Origin of the sequence: Aeromonas sp. YN13HZO-058 (assembly GCF_001921245.1) — a bacterium.
Classification (GTDB): Bacteria; Pseudomonadota; Gammaproteobacteria; order Enterobacterales; family Aeromonadaceae; genus Aeromonas; species Aeromonas allosaccharophila.
Map to the genome: position 1 here is coordinate 52,417 of NZ_MQSY01000017.1, position 23,572 is coordinate 75,988.

The 23,572-nt window shown below is 58.2% G+C and carries 19 protein-coding genes, 6 tRNA genes and 1 pseudogene; 9 read left to right on the forward strand and 17 right to left on the reverse strand.

Annotated features, from left to right (window positions below; translation table 11 throughout):
• Positions 1 to 221 precede the first annotated feature (221 nt).
• Both BSP75_RS02930 and BSP75_RS02935 read right to left on the reverse strand, forming a co-directional pair.
• On the reverse strand, positions 222 to 1,907 hold the full coding sequence (locus BSP75_RS02930; protein ID WP_042059020.1) for an aspartate:alanine antiporter: 1,686 nt from the start codon (positions 1,905 to 1,907) through the stop codon (positions 222 to 224).
• Between the two features lie 773 nt (positions 1,908 to 2,680).
• A tRNA-Asn gene (locus BSP75_RS02935) sits at positions 2,681 to 2,756 on the reverse strand.
• Between the two features lie 133 nt (positions 2,757 to 2,889).
• Between BSP75_RS02935 and uvrB the strand changes: the two genes are divergently transcribed.
• The 3 genes from uvrB to BSP75_RS02950 all read left to right on the forward strand — a co-directional run bounded on the left by uvrB (position 2,890) and on the right by BSP75_RS02950 (position 5,979).
• A complete protein-coding gene (uvrB, locus tag BSP75_RS02940; protein ID WP_075112162.1) occupies positions 2,890 to 4,902 on the forward strand; it encodes an excinuclease ABC subunit UvrB in 2,013 nt (670 codons plus the stop codon).
• The gene (locus BSP75_RS02945) at positions 4,899 to 5,162 is read left to right on the forward strand and encodes a DUF1232 domain-containing protein (protein WP_075112163.1); all 264 of its coding nucleotides are present in this window, start codon (positions 4,899 to 4,901) and stop codon (positions 5,160 to 5,162) included. Before uvrB ends, BSP75_RS02945 begins: the two co-directional genes overlap by 4 nt.
• A 169-nt stretch (positions 5,163 to 5,331) precedes the next feature.
• Complete coding sequence (locus BSP75_RS02950; RefSeq protein WP_042657456.1) at positions 5,332 to 5,979, forward strand: DedA family protein; 648 nt, start codon at positions 5,332 to 5,334, stop codon at positions 5,977 to 5,979.
• An 87-nt stretch (positions 5,980 to 6,066) separates the two neighbouring features.
• Here BSP75_RS02950 and dsbB read toward each other — a convergent pair whose 3' ends face one another.
• The gene (gene dsbB / locus BSP75_RS02955) at positions 6,067 to 6,588 is read right to left on the reverse strand and encodes a disulfide bond formation protein DsbB (RefSeq protein ID WP_058051550.1); all 522 of its coding nucleotides are present in this window, start codon (positions 6,586 to 6,588) and stop codon (positions 6,067 to 6,069) included.
• Between the two features lie 97 nt (positions 6,589 to 6,685).
• Positions 6,686 to 8,266, reverse strand: a complete 1,581-nt coding sequence (nhaB, locus tag BSP75_RS02960; protein ID WP_075112164.1) for a Na(+)/H(+) antiporter NhaB — start codon at positions 8,264 to 8,266, stop codon at positions 6,686 to 6,688.
• 333 nt (positions 8,267 to 8,599) lie between these two features.
• Here nhaB and fadR point away from each other — a divergent pair, with 333 nt between their 5' ends.
• From fadR to BSP75_RS02985, 5 genes are all read left to right on the forward strand, one after another.
• The gene (fadR, locus tag BSP75_RS02965; protein ID WP_042059071.1) at positions 8,600 to 9,313 is read left to right on the forward strand and encodes a fatty acid metabolism transcriptional regulator FadR; all 714 of its coding nucleotides are present in this window, start codon (positions 8,600 to 8,602) and stop codon (positions 9,311 to 9,313) included.
• Positions 9,314 to 9,578: 265 nt separating this feature from the next.
• On the forward strand, positions 9,579 to 9,719 hold the full coding sequence (locus BSP75_RS02970) for a TIGR02808 family protein (protein ID WP_005345965.1): 141 nt from the start codon (positions 9,579 to 9,581) through the stop codon (positions 9,717 to 9,719).
• A gap of 188 nt (positions 9,720 to 9,907) precedes the next feature.
• Positions 9,908 to 10,465 carry a YaeQ family protein gene (locus BSP75_RS02975; RefSeq protein ID WP_075112165.1) on the forward strand — a complete coding sequence of 186 codons (558 nt, stop codon included), beginning with the start codon at positions 9,908 to 9,910 and terminating at the stop codon, positions 10,463 to 10,465.
• A 12-nt stretch (positions 10,466 to 10,477) separates the two neighbouring features.
• Positions 10,478 to 11,362, forward strand: a complete 885-nt coding sequence (locus BSP75_RS02980) for an AEC family transporter (protein ID WP_058051547.1) — start codon at positions 10,478 to 10,480, stop codon at positions 11,360 to 11,362.
• A 186-nt stretch (positions 11,363 to 11,548) separates the two neighbouring features.
• On the forward strand, positions 11,549 to 13,384 hold the full coding sequence (locus tag BSP75_RS02985) for a sigma 54-interacting transcriptional regulator (protein ID WP_075112166.1): 1,836 nt from the start codon (positions 11,549 to 11,551) through the stop codon (positions 13,382 to 13,384).
• Between the two features lie 166 nt (positions 13,385 to 13,550).
• Here BSP75_RS02985 and BSP75_RS02990 read toward each other — a convergent pair.
• From BSP75_RS02990 to BSP75_RS03020, 7 genes are all read right to left on the reverse strand, one after another.
• Positions 13,551 to 13,627: transfer RNA gene (locus BSP75_RS02990), tRNA-Val, on the reverse strand.
• Between the two features lie 41 nt (positions 13,628 to 13,668).
• Positions 13,669 to 13,745, reverse strand: a tRNA-Val gene (locus tag BSP75_RS02995).
• Positions 13,746 to 13,779: 34 nt separating this feature from the next.
• Positions 13,780 to 13,856: transfer RNA gene (locus BSP75_RS03000), tRNA-Val, on the reverse strand.
• Between the two features lie 18 nt (positions 13,857 to 13,874).
• A tRNA-Val gene (locus tag BSP75_RS03005) sits at positions 13,875 to 13,951 on the reverse strand.
• Positions 13,952 to 13,963: 12 nt separating this feature from the next.
• Positions 13,964 to 14,040, reverse strand: a tRNA-Val gene (locus BSP75_RS03010).
• A 229-nt stretch (positions 14,041 to 14,269) separates the two neighbouring features.
• Entirely contained in the window at positions 14,270 to 15,649 is a 1,380-nt protein-coding gene (locus BSP75_RS03015; RefSeq protein ID WP_075112167.1) for an MATE family efflux transporter, read from the reverse strand.
• A 150-nt stretch (positions 15,650 to 15,799) separates the two neighbouring features.
• A complete protein-coding gene (locus tag BSP75_RS03020) occupies positions 15,800 to 16,006 on the reverse strand; it encodes a YaeP family protein (protein WP_005345813.1) in 207 nt (68 codons plus the stop codon).
• Between the two features lie 135 nt (positions 16,007 to 16,141).
• Between BSP75_RS03020 and BSP75_RS03025 the strand changes: the two genes are divergently transcribed.
• Complete coding sequence (locus BSP75_RS03025) at positions 16,142 to 16,753, forward strand: riboflavin synthase (RefSeq protein WP_058051544.1); 612 nt, start codon at positions 16,142 to 16,144, stop codon at positions 16,751 to 16,753.
• A gap of 141 nt (positions 16,754 to 16,894) precedes the next feature.
• Here the strand turns inward: BSP75_RS03025 and BSP75_RS03030 are convergent, their stop codons facing one another.
• From BSP75_RS03030 to hxpB, 6 genes and pseudogenes are all read right to left on the reverse strand, one after another.
• A complete protein-coding gene (locus BSP75_RS03030) occupies positions 16,895 to 19,951 on the reverse strand; it encodes an efflux RND transporter permease subunit (RefSeq protein ID WP_075112168.1) in 3,057 nt (1,018 codons plus the stop codon).
• A complete protein-coding gene (locus BSP75_RS03035; RefSeq protein ID WP_075112169.1) occupies positions 19,948 to 21,057 on the reverse strand; it encodes an efflux RND transporter periplasmic adaptor subunit in 1,110 nt (369 codons plus the stop codon). Before BSP75_RS03035 ends, BSP75_RS03030 begins: the two co-directional genes overlap by 4 nt.
• Positions 21,058 to 21,131: 74 nt before the next feature.
• Positions 21,132 to 21,752: a TetR/AcrR family transcriptional regulator gene (locus tag BSP75_RS03040; RefSeq protein WP_197971428.1), complete on the reverse strand. Its 621-nt coding sequence runs from the start codon at positions 21,750 to 21,752 to the stop codon at positions 21,132 to 21,134.
• A 523-nt stretch (positions 21,753 to 22,275) separates the two neighbouring features.
• The gene (locus BSP75_RS03045) at positions 22,276 to 22,479 is read right to left on the reverse strand and encodes a CPXCG motif-containing cysteine-rich protein (protein WP_042059056.1); all 204 of its coding nucleotides are present in this window, start codon (positions 22,477 to 22,479) and stop codon (positions 22,276 to 22,278) included.
• A gap of 279 nt (positions 22,480 to 22,758) precedes the next feature.
• Positions 22,759 to 22,848: pseudogene (locus BSP75_RS22130) on the reverse strand (hexitol phosphatase HxpB); the annotation flags it as partial.
• 31 nt (positions 22,849 to 22,879) lie between these two features.
• Complete coding sequence (gene hxpB / locus BSP75_RS03050) at positions 22,880 to 23,539, reverse strand: hexitol phosphatase HxpB (protein WP_075112171.1); 660 nt, start codon at positions 23,537 to 23,539, stop codon at positions 22,880 to 22,882.
• Between the last annotated feature and the right edge of the window lie 33 nt (positions 23,540 to 23,572).

Below are 23,572 nucleotides of genomic sequence, written 5' to 3' on the forward strand. Positions count from 1 at the left end.
AGCAGAGCAGAGCAGAGCAGAGCAGAGCAGAGCAGAGCAGAGCAGAGCAGAGCAGAGCAGAGCAGAGCAGAGCAGAGCATCAGCCATCGTGGGATAGGGGGGCAGAGGTCAGCGCATATGGCTGCTGTCAGGTGACGTCACACCAATGAGCCTGCTAGTCAGATAGCAAGAAGGGAGCCTGAGGCTCCCTTCTTTGTTGGCGGTAATTTGATGGCCACTGGCTAGAACCAGAAGCCGATGATAAAGGAGCCCGCTAGGGTCAGCATCACGTTGGCCACCGCATAGGTACCGGCGTAACCGAGCGCAGGAATGGAGCTGTTGGCGGCCTCGTTGACCACATCCATCGCCGGTGCGCAGGTACGGGCACCGGTGATAGCACCGAGCAGCAGAGCGGGGTTCATTTTCAGTACCCAGACCCCGAACAGATAGCCCACCAGCACCGGCAAGGTGGTCACCAGCATGCCGGAGAAGAGCACCACCATACCGACCTCGCTGAGGTGGTCGAGGATGCCGCCACCGGCTTTCAGACCCGTGCTCACCATAAACACTGCAAGACCGAGATCCTTGGCCAATCTGAGTGCGCCGGGCGGCACATAGCCGACCGTCGGGTGGTTGGCCCGCAGGTAACCCATCAGAATGCCCGCCAGCAGCAGGCCGACGGCGTTGCCGAGGCCAAATTCGATCTGGCCGAACACCAGCGAGACGGAGCCGATCAGCAGGCCGAGTACGAAGAAGGTGGTGAAGGCCACCAGATCCGTGGTCTGGCTGTGGATGCTGATAAAGCCGATCTTGTTGGCCAGCAGTTTGACCCGCTGCTTCTCGCCACTGATCTGCAACACGTCGCCTTTTTGCAACATGATGTTGCGATCGAACGGCATCTCGATCTGGGAGCGCACCACCCGGTTGAGGAAGCACCCTTTCTCGGTGAGGTTGAGCTCTACCAGATGGCGGCCGACCACGGAGTCGTTCTTTACCACGATCTCTTCAGTGACAATCTGCAGGTCGAGCAGGTTGCGATCAAACACCTCTTTACCGTTGCGGTAGTTGACGTCCAGCTTCTCGTGGCTCTCGGGATAGCCCACCAGAGCGATCTCGTCCCCTTCCTGAATGACGGCGTCACCATCCGGGCTGGCCAGAATGCCGTTGCGGCGGATCCGCTCCACATAGCAACCGGTATGGGGGTAGATGCCGGTCTCGCGCAGGGTACGGCCACCGATCCAGGCCGCCAGCTCGGGGCCAACCCGGTAGGCACGGATGATGGGCAGATAGGTCTTGCGACTCTCGCTGTCGGAGAGGCCCCGCTCGCGGGCGATTTTTTGCGCCTCGGTATTGAGGTCGAGGCGAGCCAGCGAGGGGAGGTAGCGCACCACCAGCATCAGGCCCACCAGACCGACCAGATAAGTCAGGGCGTAGCCGATACCCATGTTGTCGAGCACCGCCTGCATATCGGTTTGATGGGGCAGGTTGAGCAGACCGCTGCGCAGGGCATCCTGGGCACCCACCAGCGCCGGTGTCGAGGTGAGGGAACCTGCCAGGATCCCCGCCGCCATGCCCGGCCCCAGATTGAAGAACTTGGCGAGCCCCACCGTCAGCAGCAGGGCGGTTAGCAAGATCACCAGGGTCAGGGTGATGTAGTGGATGCCGTCGCGCAGGAATACGCTGAAGAAGTGAGGGCCCGCCTCGATCCCCACACAGAAGATGAACAGCATAAAGCCGACGTTTTCAGTGGTGGCAGCAAATTCGAAGCCCATCTGGCCGAACAGCAGGGCGGTGAACAACACGCCGATGGTGTTGCCAATCTGGAAGTTGCCAAGACGAACTTTGCCCAGCAGCAGGCCGAAGGCCAATACCACGAACAGCAGCAGGGAGTCGCTTTGATGTAGCAGTGTCACGAAATCTATGGTCATGCCCGGAAAAACCGAGGAAAAAAGTGGGGTCGATATTGTGCCGGATCTATCCCCAATAAAGAAGCGCAACGGGACGATTAATCGGACGTTATCGGACGCTATTTGCGGAGCCGGTGGCGGGATAGGGAGACAAGCGGATGAAATCAGGGGGTTTTTGCTGCCACAGCGGATGTCAATTAGTGAAAAATGCTGCCCGCTACCGACGCGGCCCGGTCGTGGGCAATATTTTAGATTCTGCTGTCCAGCCGGTCGCCGGAGCGCAGTTTCGGCATATTCAACCACAGGTGAGCCGCCGTGCTAACCATGCAAATATCGCTTGATTTTATCCGCTTGCTCACGGGAAAAGGGCTGTCAAAAAGATGTCTCAGGAAAGTGCCAATAGAGCCTGTTGCCGGTCTGTTACCGCGTCCGTGGCAAAACAGCATAAAATCAGGTTTGCTGGCAAAACGGGCTCTTGCCGATGACAACAACGGGCAATCCCGCGTCCTGACAGGGTTTGCTGCACTTACCCACAGAATCTGTGGATAACCCTGTTTATGAATCTTGTTCATCGCCCGCAAAGCCGCGCCACAACTGGGATGCAAGTGCTGTTCAAAAAATACCGGAAGAAAAATGTTTGTATAAAAATCAAATAGTTATAAACGACAGGAGAAAACTCTGTCGGGCCGGAACGGGTAACAAAAGGGAGCGTCAGCAGCAAGAGGGATCTTGTGCATTAAAATTGGCAGGAGAGGGCACTAAAGTGGATAACTTGCACCGAGATGGTGAGGAATTGGCTCCCCCGACTGGACTTGAACCAGTGACATACGGATTAACAGTCCGCCGTTCTACCGACTGAACTACGGGGGAACATCAGGCAAGGAGGAGCACTATACAGAAGGTGCCAAAGGTGGTCAAGCCATTCGCGGGGTGATGGCGCGGGTGTACCGCTGCCAGCCCCTCGGTTACACTGCTCCTCTGCTGTTTTGTGTCGGGAGTGTTCATGAGCAAATTGTTCAAGTTAGCCAGCCAGTTTCAACCCGCCGGGGATCAGCCCACGGCGATTGCCCAACTGCTGGATGGCATCGAGTCGGGGCTGGCCCACCAGACCCTGCTCGGGGTGACCGGTTCGGGCAAGACCTTCACCATGGCCAATGTAATCGCCCCCCTGAACCGCCCTACCATGATCCTGGCACCCAACAAGACCCTGGCCGCCCAGCTCTATGGCGAGATGAAGGAGTTCTTCCCCGACAACGCGGTGGAGTATTTCGTCTCCTACTACGACTACTACCAGCCAGAAGCCTATGTGCCGACCACCGACACCTTTATAGAGAAGGATGCCTCCATCAACGATCACATCGAGCAGATGCGATTGTCGGCCACCAAGGCGCTGCTGGAGCGGCGCGATGTGGTGATCGTGGCCTCTGTGTCGGCCATCTATGGTCTGGGGGATCCCCAGGCCTATCTCAGCATGATGCTGCACCTGAAAGTGGGGGATGTGATCAACCAGCGGGATATCCTGCGCCGTCTCGCTGAGCTGCAATACACCCGCAACGACATGGCCTTCCAGCGCGGCACCTTCCGGGTGCGCGGCGAAGTGATCGACATTTACCCCGCCGAATCGGACAAGCTGGCGCTGCGGGTGGAGCTGTTTGATGAGGAGGTGGAGCGGCTCTCCCAGTTCGATCCCCTGACCGGCTCCATCGAGCAGACGGTGGTGCGCTACACCATCTACCCCAAGACCCACTACGCTACCCCGCGCGAGACCATTCTGGGGGCCATCGAGCATATCAAGGAGGAGCTGCGCAGCCGCCGCGAGCAGCTGTTGTCCCTCAACAAACTGGTGGAAGAGCAGCGCATCAGCCAGCGCACCCAGTTTGACATGGAGATGATGCAGGAGCTGGGCTACTGCTCCGGCATCGAGAACTACAGCCGCTACCTCTCCGGCCGGGCGCCGGGGGAGCCGCCGCCCACCCTGTTTGACTACCTGCCGGGGGATGGCCTGCTCATCATCGACGAATCCCACGTCACCGTGCCGCAGATCGGCGCCATGTTCAAAGGGGACCGCTCCCGCAAGGAGACCCTGGTGGAGTACGGCTTCCGGCTCCCCTCGGCGCTCGACAACCGGCCACTCAAGTTTGACGAATTTGAAGCGCTGATGCCGCAGACGGTGTTTGTCTCGGCGACTCCCGGCCCCTACGAGCTGGAGAAGTCCGGTGGCGATGTGGTGCAGCAGGTGGTGCGCCCTACCGGCCTGCTCGATCCGGAGATCGAGGTGCGCCCGGTGACTACCCAGGTGGACGATCTGCTCTCCGAGATCCGCAAGCGGGTCGCGGTGGAGGAGCGGGTGCTGGTGACCACTCTGACCAAGCGGATGGCGGAAGACTTGACCGAGTATCTGGCGGAGCACGACGTCAAGGTGCGCTACCTCCACTCCGACATCGATACGGTCGAGCGGGTGGAGATCATCCGCGATCTGCGCCTTGGCAAGTTCGATGTGCTGGTGGGCATCAACCTGTTGCGGGAAGGTCTCGACATGCCGGAGGTGTCGCTGGTGGCGATTCTGGATGCGGATAAAGAGGGCTTCCTGCGCTCGACCCGCTCGCTGATCCAGACCATCGGCCGCGCGGCGCGCAACCTCAACGGCAAGGTCATTCTCTACGGCGATACCATCACCAACTCGATGAAGGTGGCGATCGAGGAGACCGAGCGGCGCCGCGCCCTGCAACATGCCCACAACCTCAAGCACGGCATCACCCCCAAGGGGCTCAACAAGTCGGTGGGGGACGTGATGGACATGGGGGGCAGCCGCAGTGCAGGCAAAGCAGGCAAGGGGAGTCGCAAGGCCGCCGAGCCGCAAGGGGAGTACCACGCCCGCTCAGCCAGCGAGATTGCCAAAGAGATCAAACGGATGGAGGAGCAGATGTTCCAGCATGCCCGGGATCTGGAGTTCGAACAGGCGGCGGCACTGCGGGATCAGATCCAGCGGCTGCGCAGCGAGTTGATCGAGTCATGAGCCGCAAACGCTGGCTTATCTGGCAACGACTGCGTCGTCTCTATCAGGGTTTTCGTCACCCTGCCACCCCCTGGTGGGCGAAGGGACTGGTGATCCTTATCCTGCTCTATGGCATCAGTCCGGTGGATCTTGTTCCCGATGTGGTGCCCCTGCTGGGCTGGCTCGATGATGTGACCCTGCTGCTGGTGTTGTTGTGGGGCTGGGAGCGTTGCCTGCCCGTCACTGTGCGCAGCGATCTGGAGCAAGCGCCTCATCGATAGGGAGGTCCGCTTCTTCGGGTTGCTCCTGATACATCGCGTGGCAAGCTGCGGTAAAACGGTTTTATTTGACCTCTGCCGCAGCGGGATGAAAAAGAGGCAGTTCTGAAGATTGTGACCCTGATCGCATTGGCGTAGACTCCACGCCGTTCACTTTATGGGTATGGAAAAAATGGATCTGATCCTCTTTGCTATCGACTTTATCCTGCACGTTGACGTGCATTTGAAAGAGCTGTTCGAGAACTATGGCGTCTGGGTTTACGCCATCCTGTTTCTGATCATCTTCTGTGAAACCGGGCTGGTTGTGACGCCGTTCCTGCCGGGTGACTCCCTGCTGTTTGCCGCCGGTGCCCTCACCGTGGGCAGCGTGCTGGATGTCCACACCCTGGCCGGGGTACTGATCATCGCGGCCGTGCTCGGCAACGTGGTCAACTACACCATCGGTCACTTCTTCGGTGAGCAACTGTTCCGCAATCCCGATTCCAAAATCTTCCGTCGCGACTATCTGGACAAGACTCACGCCTTCTATGCCAAGCATGGCGGCAAGACCATCATCATCACCCGTTTCCTGCCTATCGTGCGTACCTTTGCACCGTTTGTAGCGGGGATGGGGGCCATGACCTATCCGCGTTTCCTGGCGTTCAACCTGGTTGGCGGTCTGCTGTGGGTACTCTCCTTCGTTTATGCCGGCCACTTCTTCGGCAATTTGCCGGTGGTGCGTCAGAACTTTACCCTGCTGATCTTCGGCATCATCGGTATCTCGCTGTTGCCCATGGTGATTGGCGCGGTCAAGGCCAAGATGGGCGCCGCCAAGGCGTAATCGACCGTCAGACAAAATACGGTCAGACAGAACGAGAAGGGGGAGCCACAATGGCTCCCCCTTCTTATATCCACGCAGAGATGCAGATCAGTTGCAGCAGCGTCCTTTCACCAGATTGCCGATGGCCACCACGGTGAAGACCAGCAGATAGGCGGCGAAGATGACGACCAGCCACTGGGGCATGGAGTAACCGAAGAATTGCCAGGTGATCTGGGCACAATCCCCTTCCGGCATAAAGAGCCAGGGGAGCCACTGATCGAGCGGAGCCCAACTCGGGAAGTCGGCAAACGGGCTGCAGACGTTGAACGGGGAGGGGTTGACCTGATAGTCCACATGCTGGAGTGCCAGCTGGAAGCCACGGAAAGCACTGTAGCCCCACAGCAGCATGGCGCTCCAGCGAACATACCACTTATCCGGCGCCACCATGCCGAGCAGACCGGCGGCCAGCACACCCAGGGTCGCCAACCGTTCGTAAACGCACATTACGCACGGGGAGAGGCCCAACACATGTTGGAAGAAGAGGGCGCACAACTCGAGGAACAGGGCTGATGCTGCCAGCAGACCCCAAGCCAGCCGATGGGCTGCGATACGGCGGAGAAACTCGATCATCTCATTGATCTCTCAGAAAAAACAGTGGCTGAATTAGAGCAGAGCGGGGCAGAAAAGAAAAGGGCCCTGAAGGGCCCCCGGGATCCGTAGTCACGGATTAATGAAGCGCTGGCTGCACTGCCGGCAGCGCACTCTCCATCACCAGCCATCCGTGCTGATAGAACCACTCGGTGGTCGGGGCGAGCAGCAACTCCACGGCGAAGAAGCCGACCAGTCCCAGCACTATGGTATAGGGCAGCGCCATCCAGACCATGCGGCCATAAGAGAGACGCAGCAGCGGCGCCAATGCCGAGGTGAGCATGAACAGGAAGGCGGCCTGACCATTCGGGGTGGCGACCGATGGCAGGTTGGTACCGGTGTTGATGGCCACCGCCAGCAGATCGAACTGGGCGCGGTCGATGGCACCATTGATCAGCGCAGTCTTCACCTCGTTGATGTAGACGGTGCCGACGAAGACGTTGTCACTGACCATGGAGAGCACCCCGTTGGCCAGATAGAAGAGGGCCAGCTGATTCTCCGGTTTGGCTGCCAGTACCAGCTGGATCACCGGTTTGAACAGCTGCTGATCGATGATGACGGCGACTACGCTAAAGAAGACCGCCAGCAGGGCGGTGAAGGGCAGTGCCTCCTGGAAGGCTTTACCCAGCGAGTGCTCCTCGGTGATCCCGGTCAGGGAGGTCGCCAGCACGATGACCGAGAGGCCAATCAGGCCAACGGCAGCAAGGTGCATGGCCAGACCGACGATCAGCCAGATCGCAATCAATGCCTGAACGATCAGCTTGGCCTTGTCTTGCTGGCTGCGTTTTGCCTCTTCGTAGCGGTTGTACTCCTCCATGATGGCGCGAACCGTGTCCGGCAGGCGGGCACCATAGCCAAACCAGCGGAACTGTTCCACCAACACGCAGGTCAGCAGACCGCAGATAAAGACCGGGATGGTCACGGGGGACATGCGAATGGCAAATTCGCCGAAGTTCCAGCCAGCCTGCTCGCCGATGATGAGGTTTTGCGGCTCGCCCACCAGGGTGCAGACACCGCCCAACGCGGTACCGATGGCGGCATGCATCATCAGGCTGCGCAGGAAGGCGCGAAAATCGTCGAGATCCTGGCGATTGCGCTCGGCGACTTCCTCGTCATGGCTATGGTCGTGGGGATGGCCGAACTCCTTGCCGGAAGAGACCTTGTGATAAATGGCGTAAAAGCCGGTGGCGACGCTGATCACAACCGCAATCACGGTCAGGGCGTCGAGAAAAGCCGACAGGAAGGCGGACACCAGACAGAAGGAGAGGGAGAGCAGGATCTTGGAGCGCACCCCGATCAGCAGCTTGGTGAAGACATAGAGCAGCAGCTGCTTCATGAAATAGATGCCTGCCACCATGAACACCAGCAGCAGCAGCACTTCGATATTGGCGACCAGCTCGTGCTTGACCTGATCGGCGGAGGTCATGCCGATCAACACGGCTTCGATAGCGAGCAGACCGCCCGGTTGCAGGGGGTAGCACTTGAGGGCCATGGCCAGGGTGAAGATAAACTCAACGACCAGTAACCAGCCCGCAATGAAAGGATCGAGGTGGAAGGCGATCGGGTTGATCACCAGAAATAGCAAAATGGCGCTTTTGTACCACTGTGGTGCATTGCCCAAGAAGTTCTTGGCGAATGCCTGCCCTAGGCTTATTGGCATGATAATGGGTCTCAACTTTGTTGTTAGGATCTGCTTCTATGCAGTCAAGGATGATTCGACCTGTGCCTCCGGATGTTGGCCTTTATCTGTCTGATTCCTCGTGATTTTAATCAAAAAGCGTGACGATTATAAATGATAGCCGATGGATCTCTGCCCATGTGCCTGTTTTATAACCACCTTGTCGGGGTTGGCTGGCTCCCCTGTGGTGATTAAATACATATTACTAACACTATATTTGCCATATGTGAGCAGAGGACTGACCTTATGCTTGCCAGCCATCTGCGCTTTGATATCATTCGTCAGCCTTTTTACGCATTACAACAGAGTCAATTCATGGTTATAAAAGCGCAGAGCCCAGCAGGGTTTGCCGAGGAATACATCATCGAGTCCATCTGGAACAATCGCTTTCCTCCCGGATCTATTCTGCCCGCCGAGCGTGAATTATCCGAGTTGATCGGGGTGACGCGGACTACCTTGCGCGAAGTGCTGCAGCGACTGGCCCGTGATGGCTGGTTGACCATCCAGCATGGCAAGCCGACCAAGGTGAACAATTTCTGGGAAACCTCCGGCCTCAATATCCTGGAGACACTGGCTCGTCTGGATCAGGACAAGGTGCCGGATCTGGTAGCCCAGCTGCTCTCCGCCCGTACCCACATCTGCACCATCTTTATTCGCGGGGCGATCCGTCACAATCCGGAGCAGGCCGCCGAGATCCTGCGTGGCGCCGATGGGGTCGAGAACAACGCCCAAGCTTATGCCGAGTTCGATTATCGCCTGCACCACCAGCTGGCGTTTGCCTCCGGCAATCCGATCTACGCCCTAATCCTGAACGGTTTCAAAGGGTTGTATAGCCGCGTCGGCAGCTACTACTTCTCCGACAAGCAGGCTCGCGAGACCGCAGATGCCTACTACAAGACATTGCTCAATCTGGCCGAGACCAAGAACCACGAAGCCGTGTTCATGACGGTGCGTCAGTACGGTATCGAGTCCGGCAAGCTGTGGACCCGCCTGCGTCAGGACATGCCAAGCGATCTGTGCGACAACTGATCCCTTGCCTGTGCTGTCCAAGAAACGCGCCATCCGGCGCGTTTTTTTATCCTTCCTGTTTTGTGTCTATGCTTGATTGGCGGTGGTAATTGCTTGAACTACATGGATATTTGGCCAAAAAGTTTGATCCAGCGCAAATTAACCCTGCATTTATCACTTTGGTGGCATAGGACCCAACCGCTGATTGAGGTCAAATGGAGGCATCAAGAGCGGAGCCAATATCCGCCAGAAGGAACACACCTTTCACCGGATGAAGGACACAACAATGAGTCTTCTTGAACACACCATCTGGACAGTACTGGGATACGGGGCCATGCCCTTTATCTTTCTGAGCGGATTCGTGGCGGTGGCAGTGACCTGTTGCATGCTGCTGAACGCGTTCGGAGTACAGTCCGCCGAGAAGTGAGTCGCTTCTCATGCCGCCAAATGCCAGTCTTCGGACTGGCATTTGTTTTTTGTGTCTTTTAAAGCACTTATCCCGGCAGGGAAGGGGAAATCTTTGGTCTGGATGGTCGAACCCGCCGCCGATTTTGATTACACTGGCGCCCGTATTTTTCAATCATCTTTCTCTTATCCAAGTGTTCAAGGTTTTCTATGGCTCTCAAGGCAACCGTATTCAAGGCCCAGATCAGTTTGTCTGATATGGATCGCAATCTGTATCAGGACTTCTCCCTCACGCTGGCGCGCCACCCCTCCGAAACCGATGAGCGGATGATGATCCGGCTGGCGGCCTTTGCCTGGCACGCCGCCGAGCGACTGGAGTTCACCAAGGGACTGAGCGCCGATGACGAGCCCGAGCTCTGGTGCAAGAACTACTCGGACGAAATAGAACTCTGGATCGAGCTGGGCCAACCCGATGAAAAACGGCTGAAGAAGGCCTGCAACCGTGCCCGCAAGGTGGTGCTCTATCTCTACGGCGGTCGTGGCACCAGCGTCTGGTGGAAGCAGAACCAGGGCAAGCTGAGCCAGCACGACAACCTCAGCATCATCGAACTCTCCGACAGCCAGACCTTGCCGCTTACCGCCATGGTCGAGCGCACCATGCACCTTACCTGCACCATTTCCGATGGTCAGCTCTGGGTCAGCAATGGCGCACTGGAAGTGACGCTGGATCCGGTGGTGCTGATGGGCAAACCGGCCCGCGAACTGTAACGGACGCCGCCCATGCTCAGCGCCCTGCTCAATATCGTCATTCCGGTGTTCGGGGTCGTCGGGCTCGGCGCACTCTATGGGCGATTGCGACCTGGGGCTGCGCTCGGTTACGTCAATCGGGCCAATATCGAGCTGTTTACCCCGGCGCTGGTCTTCTCCGCGCTGGTCAAGTATCCGCTGGCGCTGGCGGAGCATCTACCGCTGATTGCGGCGGGGGCATTGGTTATTCTGCTACCCGGTCTGCTGCTCGCGCTGCTCAAACTCAAAGGGATTGAGCGGGCGGCACTGATCTTGCCCGCCATGTTCCGCAATACCGGCAATCTCGGTATCCCCTTGATGGTGCTGGCCTTTGGCGAGCAGCAACTGGGGGCCATCGTGATCCTCTTTGTGCTCTCCAACCTGCTGCACTTCTCGGTCGGCATGTTTATCCTCTCGGCCAATACCTCTCGCTGGCTGTGGTTGCGCAGCCCTGTGTTGTGGGCCGCGCTGGCCGGTTTGCTGGTGGCCAACCTGCATATCACGCTGCCGGAATATGTGGTCACCACGGCCTCGTTGCTGGGTCAGATCTCGGTACCTCTGATGCTCTTTGCATTGGGCATTCGGCTGATGGAAGGGGAGCTCGATCACCTTGGGCTCGCGCTCAAGTGCAACCTGCTCTATCTGCTGGCAGGGGGATTGTCGCTGCTGCTGGCGATCTGGTTGTTGCCCCTCAAGACGGAGTGGATCCCGCTGTTGATGTTGTCGGTTTCGCTGCCGCCAGCGGTGTTGAATTACATGCTCTGCGAGCAGTATCACTGTCAGCCGGACAAGGTGGCCAGTATCGTGCTCGGCGGCAATGCCCTCTCTGTGCTGGTGATCCCGCTGGCGGTCTGGCTCGCGCTCCATCTGCCGGGTTAAGCCAGAAGTCATCTTCTATATTTCTGTTTTTATTGGTTTTTATCCGCACCTCAAAAGGTTCTGAGAATACCGTCCATTTTCCCTTTTCGTGATCCCCCCCGAAGTAGTTGCTCCTGATATCCCTTAGTATCTGGCCAGCATGACTCCCTTTAGAGGGAGGATAACAAGAACAAAAAGGAATGATGGATGAGATCCGTGAGCAACCAATGTCTGTTGATGCAGATCCAGCCGACCATCTTGCGCTTTGCCAAGATGCTGGCGAGTGTGCTGCAGCTTGAGGTCGAGATTGTGGATGCCGATATGGTTCGGGTGGCTGGCACCGGGCCCTATGGCAAGTTCTTCGGACGTCAGCTGGAAGGGGATTCCCGCCTGCTGCGCTATGTGATTGATAACCAGCGGGAGAAGATCGTTACCCACACCAGCGATGATCCCGTGTGTGACGGTTGTACCTGCAAGGAGAGCTGCCGTGAGCGCGCCTTCCTCGGGGTGCCGATCATGGTGGATGAGCGCTGTATCGGGGTGATCAGTCTGGTGGCCTTCAGCGACGAGCAGCAGGCGCGCCTCAACAACAATCTGCAGGATGTGTGTGACTATGTGCGCCACATCTCCACCATCTTTGTGGCCAAGTTGCTCGATTCGCGCGGGCTGTCGGACGGGGTTAACAAGGTGTTCCTCAATCTGATGGCCAACATGGATCAGGGTTGCCTGCTGCTCGATGACAAGAGCCAGCTGCTCTACGCCAACGAGGCGGCGCTCCATCATCTGGGTTGCCAGCAGGAACAGCTGCAGGGGCGCGAGCTGGGGATCCGTCCGCTCACCTTCTCCCGGCAGGGGCTGAGTGGCCATATCCAGCACATCATCACCTTCGAAGGACGTCAGGAGCTGATCATCGGCCAGCTGCATCATGTGCAGGGCCAGCAGCTCTTTCTGATGGCGTTTCACCAATCCCACTCCGGTCAGGTTCAGGAGCCAGATCCGGATGTGCGGATTGATCAGCTCATCGGCGAGAGCAAGCCGATGCGCACCCTCAAGCGGCTGCTGCACCGCATCGCCCAGAGCCCCTCCAGCGTGCTGATCTGCGGCGAGAGCGGCACCGGTAAAGAGGTGGTGGCCCGCGCCGTCCATCGCCTGAGTCCACGTCAGGACAAACCTTTTATTGCCATCAACTGTGCCGCCATTCCCGAACAACTGCTGGAGAGCGAGCTGTTTGGTTATGTGAAGGGCTCCTTTACCGGTGCCTCCAGCGGTGGCAAGCAGGGCCTGATTCAGGCAGCCCATCAGGGCACCCTGTTCCTTGACGAGATTGGCGACATGCCGCTCACCATGCAGGCCAAGCTGCTGCGGGTGCTGGAGCTGCGGGAGGTGACCCCCATCGGGGCCAGTCGACCGGTGCCGGTGGATATCCGTATCATCGCCGCCACCCACCAGCATCTCGATCAATACATCGCCGAAGGGAAGTTTCGCGAGGATCTCTACTACCGCATCAACGTCATCCCCCTCAACCTGCCGCCGCTGCGGGAGCGGGAAGGGGACGTGGAGCTGCTGACCCACTACTTCCTTAACCTGCACACCAGCCGCATCGGTATCGTCTACCCCGGTCTGGCACCCGAGGTGATGGCGCTGCTCAAGGGGTATCGCTGGCCGGGCAACGTGCGCGAGCTCAGCAACCTCATCGAATATCTGGTCAACGTCAGTCAGGCGGGCGAGGTGATCGACGCCAGCCTGCTGCCCCCCAATATCATCCGCAATCAGGAGCCCCATCGCGTGACGGCCCAGTCGATCCCGGTGACCAACCTGGATGCGGCGTTCAATGTCCCTGCCGCCGCACCGCTCGCGGCCATGTCGGAGAAGCTGCCTGAGTCCGTCCCGGGTGAGAGCGGCCTTGAGAGCATGGAAAAACAGATGATTGAAGAGACCCTGCAGCGGCTTGGCAACAAGAAATTGGCCGCACAGGCGCTGGGGATAGGGATTGCCACCCTCTATCGCAAGATAAAGAAGTACGAGATTGCCGTGCAGAGCTGAAGATCTGGCGGCGTCTATCCGGCCCGTGTCGTTTATCGGATGACACGGGCTTTTTATTGGAACAAGGCTCTGCGCCATTGCCCGGTCGGTGCTGAACGGATTGGCGGGAAGGGGAGTGGCTGGACAGAATGCAAAAAGCCCGCTCGATGAGCGGGCTTTTTTAATTTGGTGCGTCCTAGTGGATTCGAACCACCGACCCCCACCATGTCAAGGTGATGCTCTAACCAGCTGAGCTAAGGACGCAGGGTGCACAATGCGACTTTTGACTTCTTCATGCAGGAAAGTGGTGGGTTTAATTGGATTCGAACCAACGACCCCTACCATGTCAAGGTAGTGCTCTAACCAACTGAGCTATAAACCCACACCTGCAATATTTGCATATCTTTCAAACTGAATGGTGCGTCCTAGTGGATTCGAACCACCGACCCCCACCATGTCAAGGTGATGCTCTAACCAGCTGAGCTAAGGACGCATAATCAGTGTTCTGTAATGGTGCGTCCTAGTGGATTCGAACCACCGACCCCCACCATGTCAAGGTGGTGCTCTAACCAGCTGAGCTAAGGACGCATCACAGAAAAGTGGTGGGTTTAATTGGATTCGAACCAACGACCCCTACCATGTCAAGGTAGTGCTCTAACCAACTGAGCTATAAACCCACTCGATGAAATGAATTCGAACCAACGACACAATCTTCACCATGCCAAGGTCATGCTCTGACCAACCGAGCAACAAACCCACTTCACTGCACCAGCATTGCTGGCGTGGTCGGCATACTACCCATGCCCCCCAAGGCTGTCAACAGGCCATATGCACAAAGGAGACTGTTTGCCCAGTTCTTGCGCAGCCTGTTGATTTTGCAGGCGAGTTGTCGCTTAGCAAGCCCTGTTACTGGGCCCGCGACAGGGTGGTGCAGGCCTCCGGAGTGGCAAAACGGCCGTAGATGTAGCGCAATCTCGCCCCCAGCATCAGGGCGGCACTGGTGAGGCCGACGATAAAGCCAATCCAGAAGCCCTGTGGCCCCATCCGCGGTACCAGCCAGTCGGTCAGACCCAGGATCATGCCGGTGGGCAGCCCCAGTCCCCAGTAGGCGACGATGGTGACGTAGAAGATCGCCTGGGTATCCTTGTAACCGCGCAGCGCAGCGGCCGCGACCACCTGCACCGAGTCGGAGAGCTGGTAGATGGCTGCGAAGAACAGCAAGGTGGCCGCCAGGGCGATGACCTGCAGGTCATCGGTATAGATGCTGGCGATGTGCTCCCGTAGCAGCACGGTCACCGTAGCGGTGAGTGCAGCGACACTCACGCCCAGCATAAGACCGGTGCGGGCGGCCACACGGGCGTGATGGGGCTGGCCTTCACCGATGCTGTGGCCTACCCGGATGGTGACACCCACCCCGATGGAGAGCGGCAGCATAAAGACCAGACTGGAGAAATTGAGCGCAATCTGGTGGCTCGCCACCGTTTCGGCGCCAAAGGGGGCCAGCATCAGCGCCACTACGGCAAACAGGGTCACCTCGCAGAAGATCGCCATGGCGATGGGGAACCCCAAGCGAAACAGGCGCCAGATCTGGCTGCCGTTGGGGCGAACCAGCTGGGAGAAAAGCCGGATCTCGGTGAAGTGACGGGAGAGCTTCACATAGAGGATCATCGCCAGCAGCATGGCCCACAGCACGATGGCGGTGGCCACACCGCAACCTACCCCGCCCAGTTTCGGCATGCCGAAGTGGCCGTGAATGAAGATGTAGTTGGCGGGAATATTGACCGCCAGCCCGACAAAGCCGATCACCATGGTGGGCATGGTGTGGGAGAGTCCTTCGCTGAAGTTGCGCAGCACCTGGAACATCGCAAAGGCGGGCAGGCCCCACAGAATGGCATGCAGATAGCCGCTGGTCTTGGCGGCCATCACCGGCTCCACATCCATAAATTGCAACGCCAGCGGGCTGTAATAGAGCGCGATCATTGCCAGCGGGGTGACGATCAGTGTCAGCCAGAAGCCCTGATGAACGGCCGGGCGCACCTCTTCCCGTTTGCGAGCACCGTTGAGCTGGGAGACGATGGGGGTCAGCGCCATGATGATGCCCTGCACCAGCAGGATCACCGGTAGCCAGAAGCTGGACGCCACCGACACGGCCGCCAGATCGACCGCGCTCACCTGTCCCGCCATCACGGTATCGACGAAGTTCATGGCGACCTGGGCCACCTGGGCGACCAGAATGGGGCTGGCTAGACGGACGAGCTGCTTCGCCTCGGACCAATAACGTTGCACTGACACCTCCGAGTGGATCAGATAAGAGTAAAAAAAGAGCGGAAATCGGGAAGAGCCTTTGCACTTTCGGACGAAAGTGCAAAGGGTGGGGGAGGCATTCTAGCCTGAAATTCATCCAGGACGAAATAGTTGCCACCCCGAGGGGCAGGATCAGGCGTCTTCGTGATCGCTGATCAGCAGGTTGGCCGCGGCATAGGCAGCCTGCTCGCGCAGCTCGGCGGGCACGCGCTCATCGGCGGCAACGGCGTTGAGGGCGCGGATAGTAGCGGCGATGGCGTTTGGCACATAGCCCTGCTCGCCGGAGCCGATCTGGTTATAAGCGATGCGAATAGCTTCACAACATTGATATACCTGCATTTCTTTTTTCCTTGTTTACCCGGATGTGAACGGCGTCACTATAGCGATCGGGCGCAAGCTTGTCAGCCTGTACCCTTGTCTCACTCTCTGCCCGAGGTTAACCTGCCCTTTTTGCCGTCGCAGGAGACGAGAGATATGTTCACTGGCATAGTGCAGGGGACCGCCGAACTGGTGGCCATCGAGCAGCAACCCAACTTCCGTACCCATGTGATCCGCATGCCGAGCCCGGCGTGGGGGGAAGGGCTGGCCCTCGGTGCCTCGGTTGCCCACAACGGCTGCTGTTTGACCGTCACCCGGGTCGAGGGGGATCTGGTCAGCTTCGATCTGATGCAGGAGACCCTGCGCCTCACCAACCTCGGCCTGTTGCAGGTGGGGGACAAGGTCAATGTGGAGCGGGCGGCCCGCTTTGGCGACGAGATCGGTGGCCACGCCATGTCCGGCCATATCATCGGCATGGCAGAGGTCACCTCGGTGATCGACACCCCCAACAACCGTCAGGTGTGGTATCGCCTCGCCCCCGAGTTGATGAAATATGTGCTGACCAAGGGCTACATCGGCATCGATGGCATCAGTCTGACCATCGGTGAGGTGCGCGAGCGGGAGTTTTGCGTTCACCTGATCCCCGAGACCCTGGCCCGCACCAACCTGGGTTGGGTCAAGGCTGGCTGGCAGACCAACATCGAGATCGATCCCCAGACCCAGGCTATCGTCGATACCGTGGAGCGGGTGCTGGCGGCGCGCCAATAGTGGTATCACCGCCCTGGCTCTGTGCAGTGTCAGGGCGGTGATCGCGCATCTCATTTGTTCTCTGCCTGCTCGAAGAGGCATCGATAACCTTCAGCACCAGGTTGGGGCTTATCTCATTCCAACGTTTTGCTGATCCCTGTTTCAACCAGGCTGGATCCTGGACCAGATTGAATACATGGCGGGCAGGAACACGAGCGTCAGGATCGTGCCCGCAAAGGTGCCGCCGATCAGCGTGTAAGCCAGCGTTCCCCAAAACACCGAATGGGTTAGCGGAATAAAGGCGAGGATTGCCGCCAACGCAGTCAGAATGACCGGACGAGCACGCTGCACGGTCGCTTCAACTAGCGCATGGAAAGGGTCTAGCCCGGCCTGCTCGTTTTCACGGATCTGCCCGATCAATATCAGCGTGTTGCGCATCAGGATGCCCGACAGTGCAATCAGGCCAACCAGCGCATTGATGCCGAAGGGCTGCTGGAACAGCAACAGTGTCGGCACCACGCCGATCAGACCCAGCGGACTGGTCAGAAAGACCATGACCATGCCCGCCATCGAGCGCACCTGCAGGATGATGATGAGCAAGGTGATGGCCAGCATGATGGGGAAGACAGGCAACATGGCCGCCATTGCCTTGCCTGACTCCTCGATGGATCCTGCCTCTACGATGCTGTAACCAGCTGGCAGCGCAGCGATGAGGGGTTGCAATTGTCGGGTGATCGCCGTCGATACGTCTGGCGGCTGCAAGTTTTCGGCGATGTCACCCCGTACCGTGATGGTCGGTACCCGATCGCGTCGGCGCATGACCGGCTCTTCCATGCGGACATCGACCTTGCCCACTTGCGACAACGGGATCCGCTGTCCATTGGCTCCAACCACTGTGAAATCGCCAATCCTGGCCGGATCGAGCCGGTTGTTGCCCGCCGATCGCGCAACGACCTGTACCGTGCGAATGTCTTCCCGCACCGCAGTGACCGGTATGCCGCTGAGCAGGAATTGCAGTTGCTGTGCTACCGAGCTTGAGTTCAGCCCCAGCGCTTGCAGTCGATCCTGCTGCAAGGTGAAGTGCAGCGTCGGCACGCGGGCTCCCCAGTCGGTGTTGACCGTGCGCATCAGTGGACTGGCGTGCATGATCTGTTGCACGTCAGCCGCAATGTTGCGCAGCACAGCCGGATCCGGTCCTGCCACCCTGTAGGCAACGGGGAAGGGGGAGTAGGGGCCGAACACCAGTTGGGTGATGCGCACCCGTGCCTCGGGGGCCAGTCCCTCGGCAATGGCTTGGCGTAGTCTTAGTTTTAACGCTTCGCGTTCGTTCTGGTTGTCCGTCCGTACCACTATCTTGGCAAACGACGGATCGGGCAGCTCAGGTCCCATCGAGAAAAAGAAACGGGGAGCCCCCTGGCCAATGTAGGCGGTGACGATCCTGGCCTCCTCCTGCCTGGCCAGCCAGGCTTCCACCTTGCCTGCCGCCAAGCTGGTCTGGGTAATCGAGGTGCCATAGGGCATCTGTACTTCGATCAGGACTTCAGGGCGGTCCGAGATCGGGAAGAACTGCTTCTTCACCATGCTCATACCCAGCACAGATGCGACGAACAGCGCGCTCACCGAGCCTGCCACGAGCCACTTGCGGGCGATGACGTTGCCCAGCAGTTTGCGAAAGCGGTGATAGCGCGGCGTGTTGTAGAGAGCATGGTGGCCGCCTGCGACTTGCTTGACAGCGGGTAACAGCTTGACCCCGAGGTATGGCGTGAACACCACGGCCACTACCCAGGAGGCAATCAGCGCGATGCCGACGATCCAGAACATGTTGCTGGTGTACTCACCCGCCGAGGATCGCGCAAAGCCATTGGGCATGAATCCGACGGCCGTGACCAAGGTGCCCGAGAGCATGGGCGCTGCGGTGTGACTCCAGGCGTAAGCCGACGCCACGATACGGTCATAGCCCTCTTCCATTTTCACCACCATCATTTCGATGGCGATGATGGCGTCATCCACCAGCAACCCCAGGGCCAGGATCAACGACCCCAGGGTGATGCGGTCGAAATTTTTACCGGTCGCGAGCATCACGGCAAAGACCACAGCCAGCGTCAATGGCACGGCAGCGGCGACCACGACACCGACACGCCAGCCCATGCTGACAAAACTCACCAGCATGACCACGAGTACCGCCGCGAAAAACTTGATCATGAACTCATCGACCGCCGAGCTGATGTTGATGGCCTGGTCGGTCACCTTGCTCAAGCTCATGCCAAGCGGTTGCTCGGCATTGATGGCGGTGATTTCGTTATCCAGGGCTTCGCCCAGATCGAGCCCGTTCCAGCCGTCGCGCATCACGACCCCCAGCAGCAGCGCAGGTTCGCCGCCATTGCGGATGATCAAGGTCGCCGGATCTTCATAACCCCGTTTCACCGTCGCGATATCAGATAGCGTCAGCGTGCGTCCCTGCGCCACGACGGGGGTGTCGCGTATTTTTTGCAGTTCGTCAAAGGCACCGTCCAAGCGAATGAACACCTCGGGTCCCCTGGTTTCGATAGCGCCGGCTGGCGTCAAAGCATTCTGGCCGTTCAGGGCCGTGAACACGTCTTGCGGGCTGATGCCTAACGTGGCCAGGCGCTCATGGGAAAACTCGACATAGATCCGCTCAGACTGCTCGCCAACGATGTTGACCTTCTTCACCCCGGGCACATGCAGCAAGCGCTGGCGTAGCATTTCCGCATCCCGGACCAGCTCACGCTGTGGTACGCCCCTTGCCTTGAGTGCGAACAGGGCAAAGGTCACATCGGCATATTCATCGTTGAGAAATGGCCCCATCACGCCGGGTGGCAGATTGCGCACTTCGTCGCCGACCTTTTTACGGGCTTGATAGAACTCATCCTGCACTTGCGACGGCGGGGTGCTATCCAGCAAGGTCAGCGTGGTGAAGGCCAGCCCCGGACGGGTGTAGGTTTCGCTGCGGTCATACCAGCGCAGCTCCTGCAGTCGCTTTTCGATCTTCTCGGCGACCTGATCTTGCATCTCCTGCGCAGTGGCGCCGGGCCAGGCGGTGATGATGGTCATGACCTTGATGGTGAATGAGGGATCCTCGGCCCGCCCCAGTTTGAAGAAGGCCGTGACCCCGCCCAGCGAGATCAGCAGGATCAGAAACAGCGTGATGGCGCGTTCGCGTACCGCAAGCGCCGACAGATTGAAGCGGCGTTCGCTCATGGGCGTGCATCCTCTGTTGTCACATCGGCAGAGGGGGCGAGCGTGCGTACCAACTCCCCTTCATGAAGCAAGTGCGCGCCCATGGCGATCACTAGATCGCCTTGCTTGATATGGCCTGCAACGCGGGCAGCGTCACTGCCAAGGTTCAACACCGTAATAGGGCTCCATGAGACCCTTGTCGGTTGGCCGTGGACACGCCACACGCCAGGGCCTTTACCGGTATCGAACAAGGCGCTGACCGGGATCTGAACGCCCGCTGTTGCCGCAACCGGATCCTCGGTCAGATGGAGGGTAACTGTGGAGCCCAAAGGTGCATTTTGCAGTGAACCCGTCAGCACATATCGTGCTTCAAAGGTACGAGTGCCCGTGTCTGCTGCGTCCGAGAGCTGCCTTAACGTTGCCGCCGATGTGCCATCGCGTCTTCCGAAGAGTGTTGCCTGACCCAGGGAGCCCAATGGCGGGCGCAATGTTTCTGGCAATTGAATGACGGCTTCACGCGCCCCCGCGTGGGCAATGCGCACAACGGCTTGCCCGGCATTAACGACTTGCCCAGGCTCCACCAGCGTTGCGATTACGGTGCCATCAACATCGGCGATCAGATCCGTATAACCGGTGGAATTACGGGCCACTGCCGCTTGTGCTTCAGCGGCTCGCAGTTCGGCTTGGGCTGTATCCATCGCCGCCTTGGCCTGATCGTAAGTGGCAACGGAGATCGCACCCGTACCGCGTAAATTTCGGTAACGGATTTCATCTTCCGCGGTTTGTTTCGCTCTTGCTCTGGCCGCCGCAACGAACGCCTGTTGTGCGTGTGCGGCGAGTTTCAAATCGACAGGGTCAATACGCATCAGCAGTTGACCCTGTTTAACGGTTTGCCCTGTGTCTACGAGGCGTTGCTGCACCTTGCCAGAGACACGAAATCCCAGGTCACTCTCAACGCGAGCTGCGACGACCCCGGTAAAAGAGCGTGATCCAACCTCAGCATCATGGACCGTGACGGTGCGCACCAGCGGTACTTGCGTACGTGGATCAGATGGTTGTTGCTCACCACAAGCCGTCAGGGTCAGCGGTAACGCAGTAATAATTGCAAGTATGCGGTGACGAGACATACACAAGCCTCCATGAAGAACGGTTCAGGAGGCAATGTAATTCAAGTGACCAATTTGGTCAATGGTCACTATCGCTATGGCGCGAGGCTGCGCAGCACCAGGTTAGACAACTGGGTCGGTGCCTTGTCAATGCAGTCGAAGTTGTGTTGCAGCATGAGGGGGTTTAAATAGGGCCTCATAACAAGATAAATTGCCGCAGTTATTTCATCCAACGGGGTTTTTCGCTCAAAGTCACCGGTTTTACGCCCCTCCTGCAGGATATCTTGCAGTAATGTCTGGATGTTCTGCTCATAGACGAGGGTGGCTTGCCAGCGTTCTGCTGCGGCTGAAGCCGCTATTTCATAGAGATTTCGATCAGCGGAGAACAACCGACAACTTGCCTTGATGATCTCTTGAAACATCCGGCGCAGCTTCTCGGGCGGCTGATCAACCTGTTCAATCGCTCTTCGAACATCCTCCTGAATTTCATCGAGGCAGTTTGCACAAATACTCTCGCCAATCGCCTGTTTGGATGCGAAGAATTTGTAAATGTATGCCTTTGAAAATCCTATTGATTTTGCCAAGTCAGACACTGTGGTCTTGCCATAGCCGTAGAGGCGGAAATGCTCGGTGGCTGCAACCATAATCTGATCCCGTACATCGTGATCAACAGGGCCTCGATTCAGCGCAGGAGTGCTGTTTTCTTCACTCATCATCTTTCTCTCTGACTGCCATACAGGGGGTTTGGAATGTTAACGCGCCATAGTCAGATTGACAACGAGTGACCAATTTGAGATTTGGTTTTGGTTGTTGTCTGCAAGTGGTTATCTGCAAGTGGTTATCTGCAAGTTGTTATCTGCAATAAGAATATGTTTCCAAAATACTCATCATCACGTTTGCCATGGTCAGCGTGTTGGCAGGCTGCGTTGATGGGCCTGACGATACCCTTCGGCACTCTCCATTTTTGGACAAGTTGTATGGACAGTTCTCCCGAGTAACCAGTGACGATGAGAAACGCAGCTGGCAACAGACAGGGGCTTGATCTGCGCAGCAAGAAGGCAGGAGGAATACGGCAAGAGCGGTGGGAGGCGCTTCGGACCAACCTGCAGCGCTGGCCGCAAAGCGATTAAAAAGCTAATAAAAACAATGCCAGCCAGACTTGACTGACTGGCATTTTACCCGTTTGGTTGCCTGTGTTCCGGACATCGACTGTTCAGGACCATTGTTCAGGACATAGATTCAAAACATCTGCTCGTCGTCCGCATCCACAAACAACTGCAAACAGTCGCGGGCTTCGTCGCGATGGAGCCGCAGATGGATCGGATTGCAACAGGCCATGCAATCTTCGTAGAACTCCTGATCACCCTGGCTGGCATCCAGCTCGACCATGGTGTGGTGGCCGCAGTGGGGGCAGACGATGCGCTTGCTGGTGTACTCGATCATGATAACCTCCTCGGGCCCTGGGGCCGCCTATCTACCCTGATTCTAGTCGGGCTGAAGGGGGTTAACCGCGAGCAAACGCACGTTTATGACAGAGATCAAGCCAGAGAGATGACCGGTGGCGACTGATTGGGCGGGTCGTGTGCGAGAGGGGTAATCTGGTTGCGAATGACCGGTGAAAAGAGCGGATTGCCAACGGTTGTTTGGCAATAACAGGGGGCTGATACCCCCTGCGAGTATGAGAACGCGTGCGCAACGAGGCGCCGGGAGGCGTTACTCGACTCAGCTGGCCAGCATCTCGCTATTGAGCTCGGCCAGTGAGCCGAGCTGATAGTTGGCGATGGCCAGACGCGGATCTCCGACCAACGCCGGGTACATGGAACGATCAGCGCCTCTCGCTGGCTTATTTGACCCAGCTGTCCAGCATCTCGCTATTGAGTTCGGCCAGTGAGCCGAGCTGGTAGTTGGCGATGGCAAGGCGTGGGTCGCCGACTAAAGCAGGATCCGGCACGATCAGCGCAGTCATGGAGGCCGCCTTGGCTGCCAGCAGGCCGGTAAAGCTGTCCTCGATGGCCAGACAATGAACCGGTTCCACCCCCAACTTCTCGGCAGCGTGGATATAGACATCTGGGTGAGGTTTGCCGAAACGCTCGATTTCCGCAGAGTGAACTGCCATAAAGCGATCGCGAATGCCGAGTTTGCCGAGCACCGCTTCTGCCATGGCAAACGGGGAGGAGGTGGCCAGACCCACTTTCAGCCCGCGCGCTTCGATAAGGTCGAGCGCTTCCAGCACACCAGCCTTGGCCTGACCTTCGGAGAGGATCAGGGCGTTGACCCGATCCAGAATGCGCAGCACCACCTCTTCCTGGCTCGGGCCGCTCCACGGGCGCAGACGATACCAGTGGGCGACCAGCTGATCGATGCGCACGCCGATGGTCGATTCACAATCCTCTACCGTGTGGGGGTGACCCAGTTCGGAGAAAACGGCGATCTGGGCACGTTGCCAAAAGGGTTCCGAGTCGATCAGAACACCATCCATATCGAAGATCACGGCAGCTAACATCTTGTACTCCTGACAAATTTGAAGAGGGGATTA

Excerpts from the sequence above, each read along its gene's own strand:
- BSP75_RS02930 (WP_042059020.1), bottom strand. The coding sequence starts at position 1,907 with ATGACCATAGATTTCGTGACACTGCTACATCAAAGCGACTCCCTGCTG.
- uvrB (WP_075112162.1), top strand. The coding sequence starts at position 2,890 with ATGAGCAAATTGTTCAAGTTAGCCAGCCAGTTTCAACCCGCCGGGGAT.
- BSP75_RS02945 (WP_075112163.1), top strand. The coding sequence starts at position 4,899 with ATGAGCCGCAAACGCTGGCTTATCTGGCAACGACTGCGTCGTCTCTAT.
- BSP75_RS02950 (WP_042657456.1), top strand. The coding sequence starts at position 5,332 with ATGGATCTGATCCTCTTTGCTATCGACTTTATCCTGCACGTTGACGTG.
- dsbB (WP_058051550.1), bottom strand. The coding sequence starts at position 6,588 with ATGATCGAGTTTCTCCGCCGTATCGCAGCCCATCGGCTGGCTTGGGGT.
- nhaB (WP_075112164.1), bottom strand. The coding sequence starts at position 8,266 with ATGCCAATAAGCCTAGGGCAGGCATTCGCCAAGAACTTCTTGGGCAAT.
- fadR (WP_042059071.1), top strand. The coding sequence starts at position 8,600 with ATGGTTATAAAAGCGCAGAGCCCAGCAGGGTTTGCCGAGGAATACATC.
- BSP75_RS02970 (WP_005345965.1), top strand. The coding sequence starts at position 9,579 with ATGAGTCTTCTTGAACACACCATCTGGACAGTACTGGGATACGGGGCC.
- BSP75_RS02975 (WP_075112165.1), top strand. The coding sequence starts at position 9,908 with ATGGCTCTCAAGGCAACCGTATTCAAGGCCCAGATCAGTTTGTCTGAT.
- BSP75_RS02980 (WP_058051547.1), top strand. The coding sequence starts at position 10,478 with ATGCTCAGCGCCCTGCTCAATATCGTCATTCCGGTGTTCGGGGTCGTC.
- BSP75_RS02985 (WP_075112166.1), top strand. The coding sequence starts at position 11,549 with ATGAGATCCGTGAGCAACCAATGTCTGTTGATGCAGATCCAGCCGACC.
- BSP75_RS03020 (WP_005345813.1), bottom strand. The coding sequence starts at position 16,006 with ATGCAGGTATATCAATGTTGTGAAGCTATTCGCATCGCTTATAACCAG.
- BSP75_RS03025 (WP_058051544.1), top strand. The coding sequence starts at position 16,142 with ATGTTCACTGGCATAGTGCAGGGGACCGCCGAACTGGTGGCCATCGAG.
- BSP75_RS03030 (WP_075112168.1), bottom strand. The coding sequence starts at position 19,951 with ATGAGCGAACGCCGCTTCAATCTGTCGGCGCTTGCGGTACGCGAACGC.
- BSP75_RS03035 (WP_075112169.1), bottom strand. The coding sequence starts at position 21,057 with ATGTCTCGTCACCGCATACTTGCAATTATTACTGCGTTACCGCTGACC.
- BSP75_RS03040 (WP_197971428.1), bottom strand. The coding sequence starts at position 21,752 with ATGATGAGTGAAGAAAACAGCACTCCTGCGCTGAATCGAGGCCCTGTT.
- BSP75_RS03045 (WP_042059056.1), bottom strand. The coding sequence starts at position 22,479 with ATGATCGAGTACACCAGCAAGCGCATCGTCTGCCCCCACTGCGGCCAC.
- hxpB (WP_075112171.1), bottom strand. The coding sequence starts at position 23,539 with ATGTTAGCTGCCGTGATCTTCGATATGGATGGTGTTCTGATCGACTCG.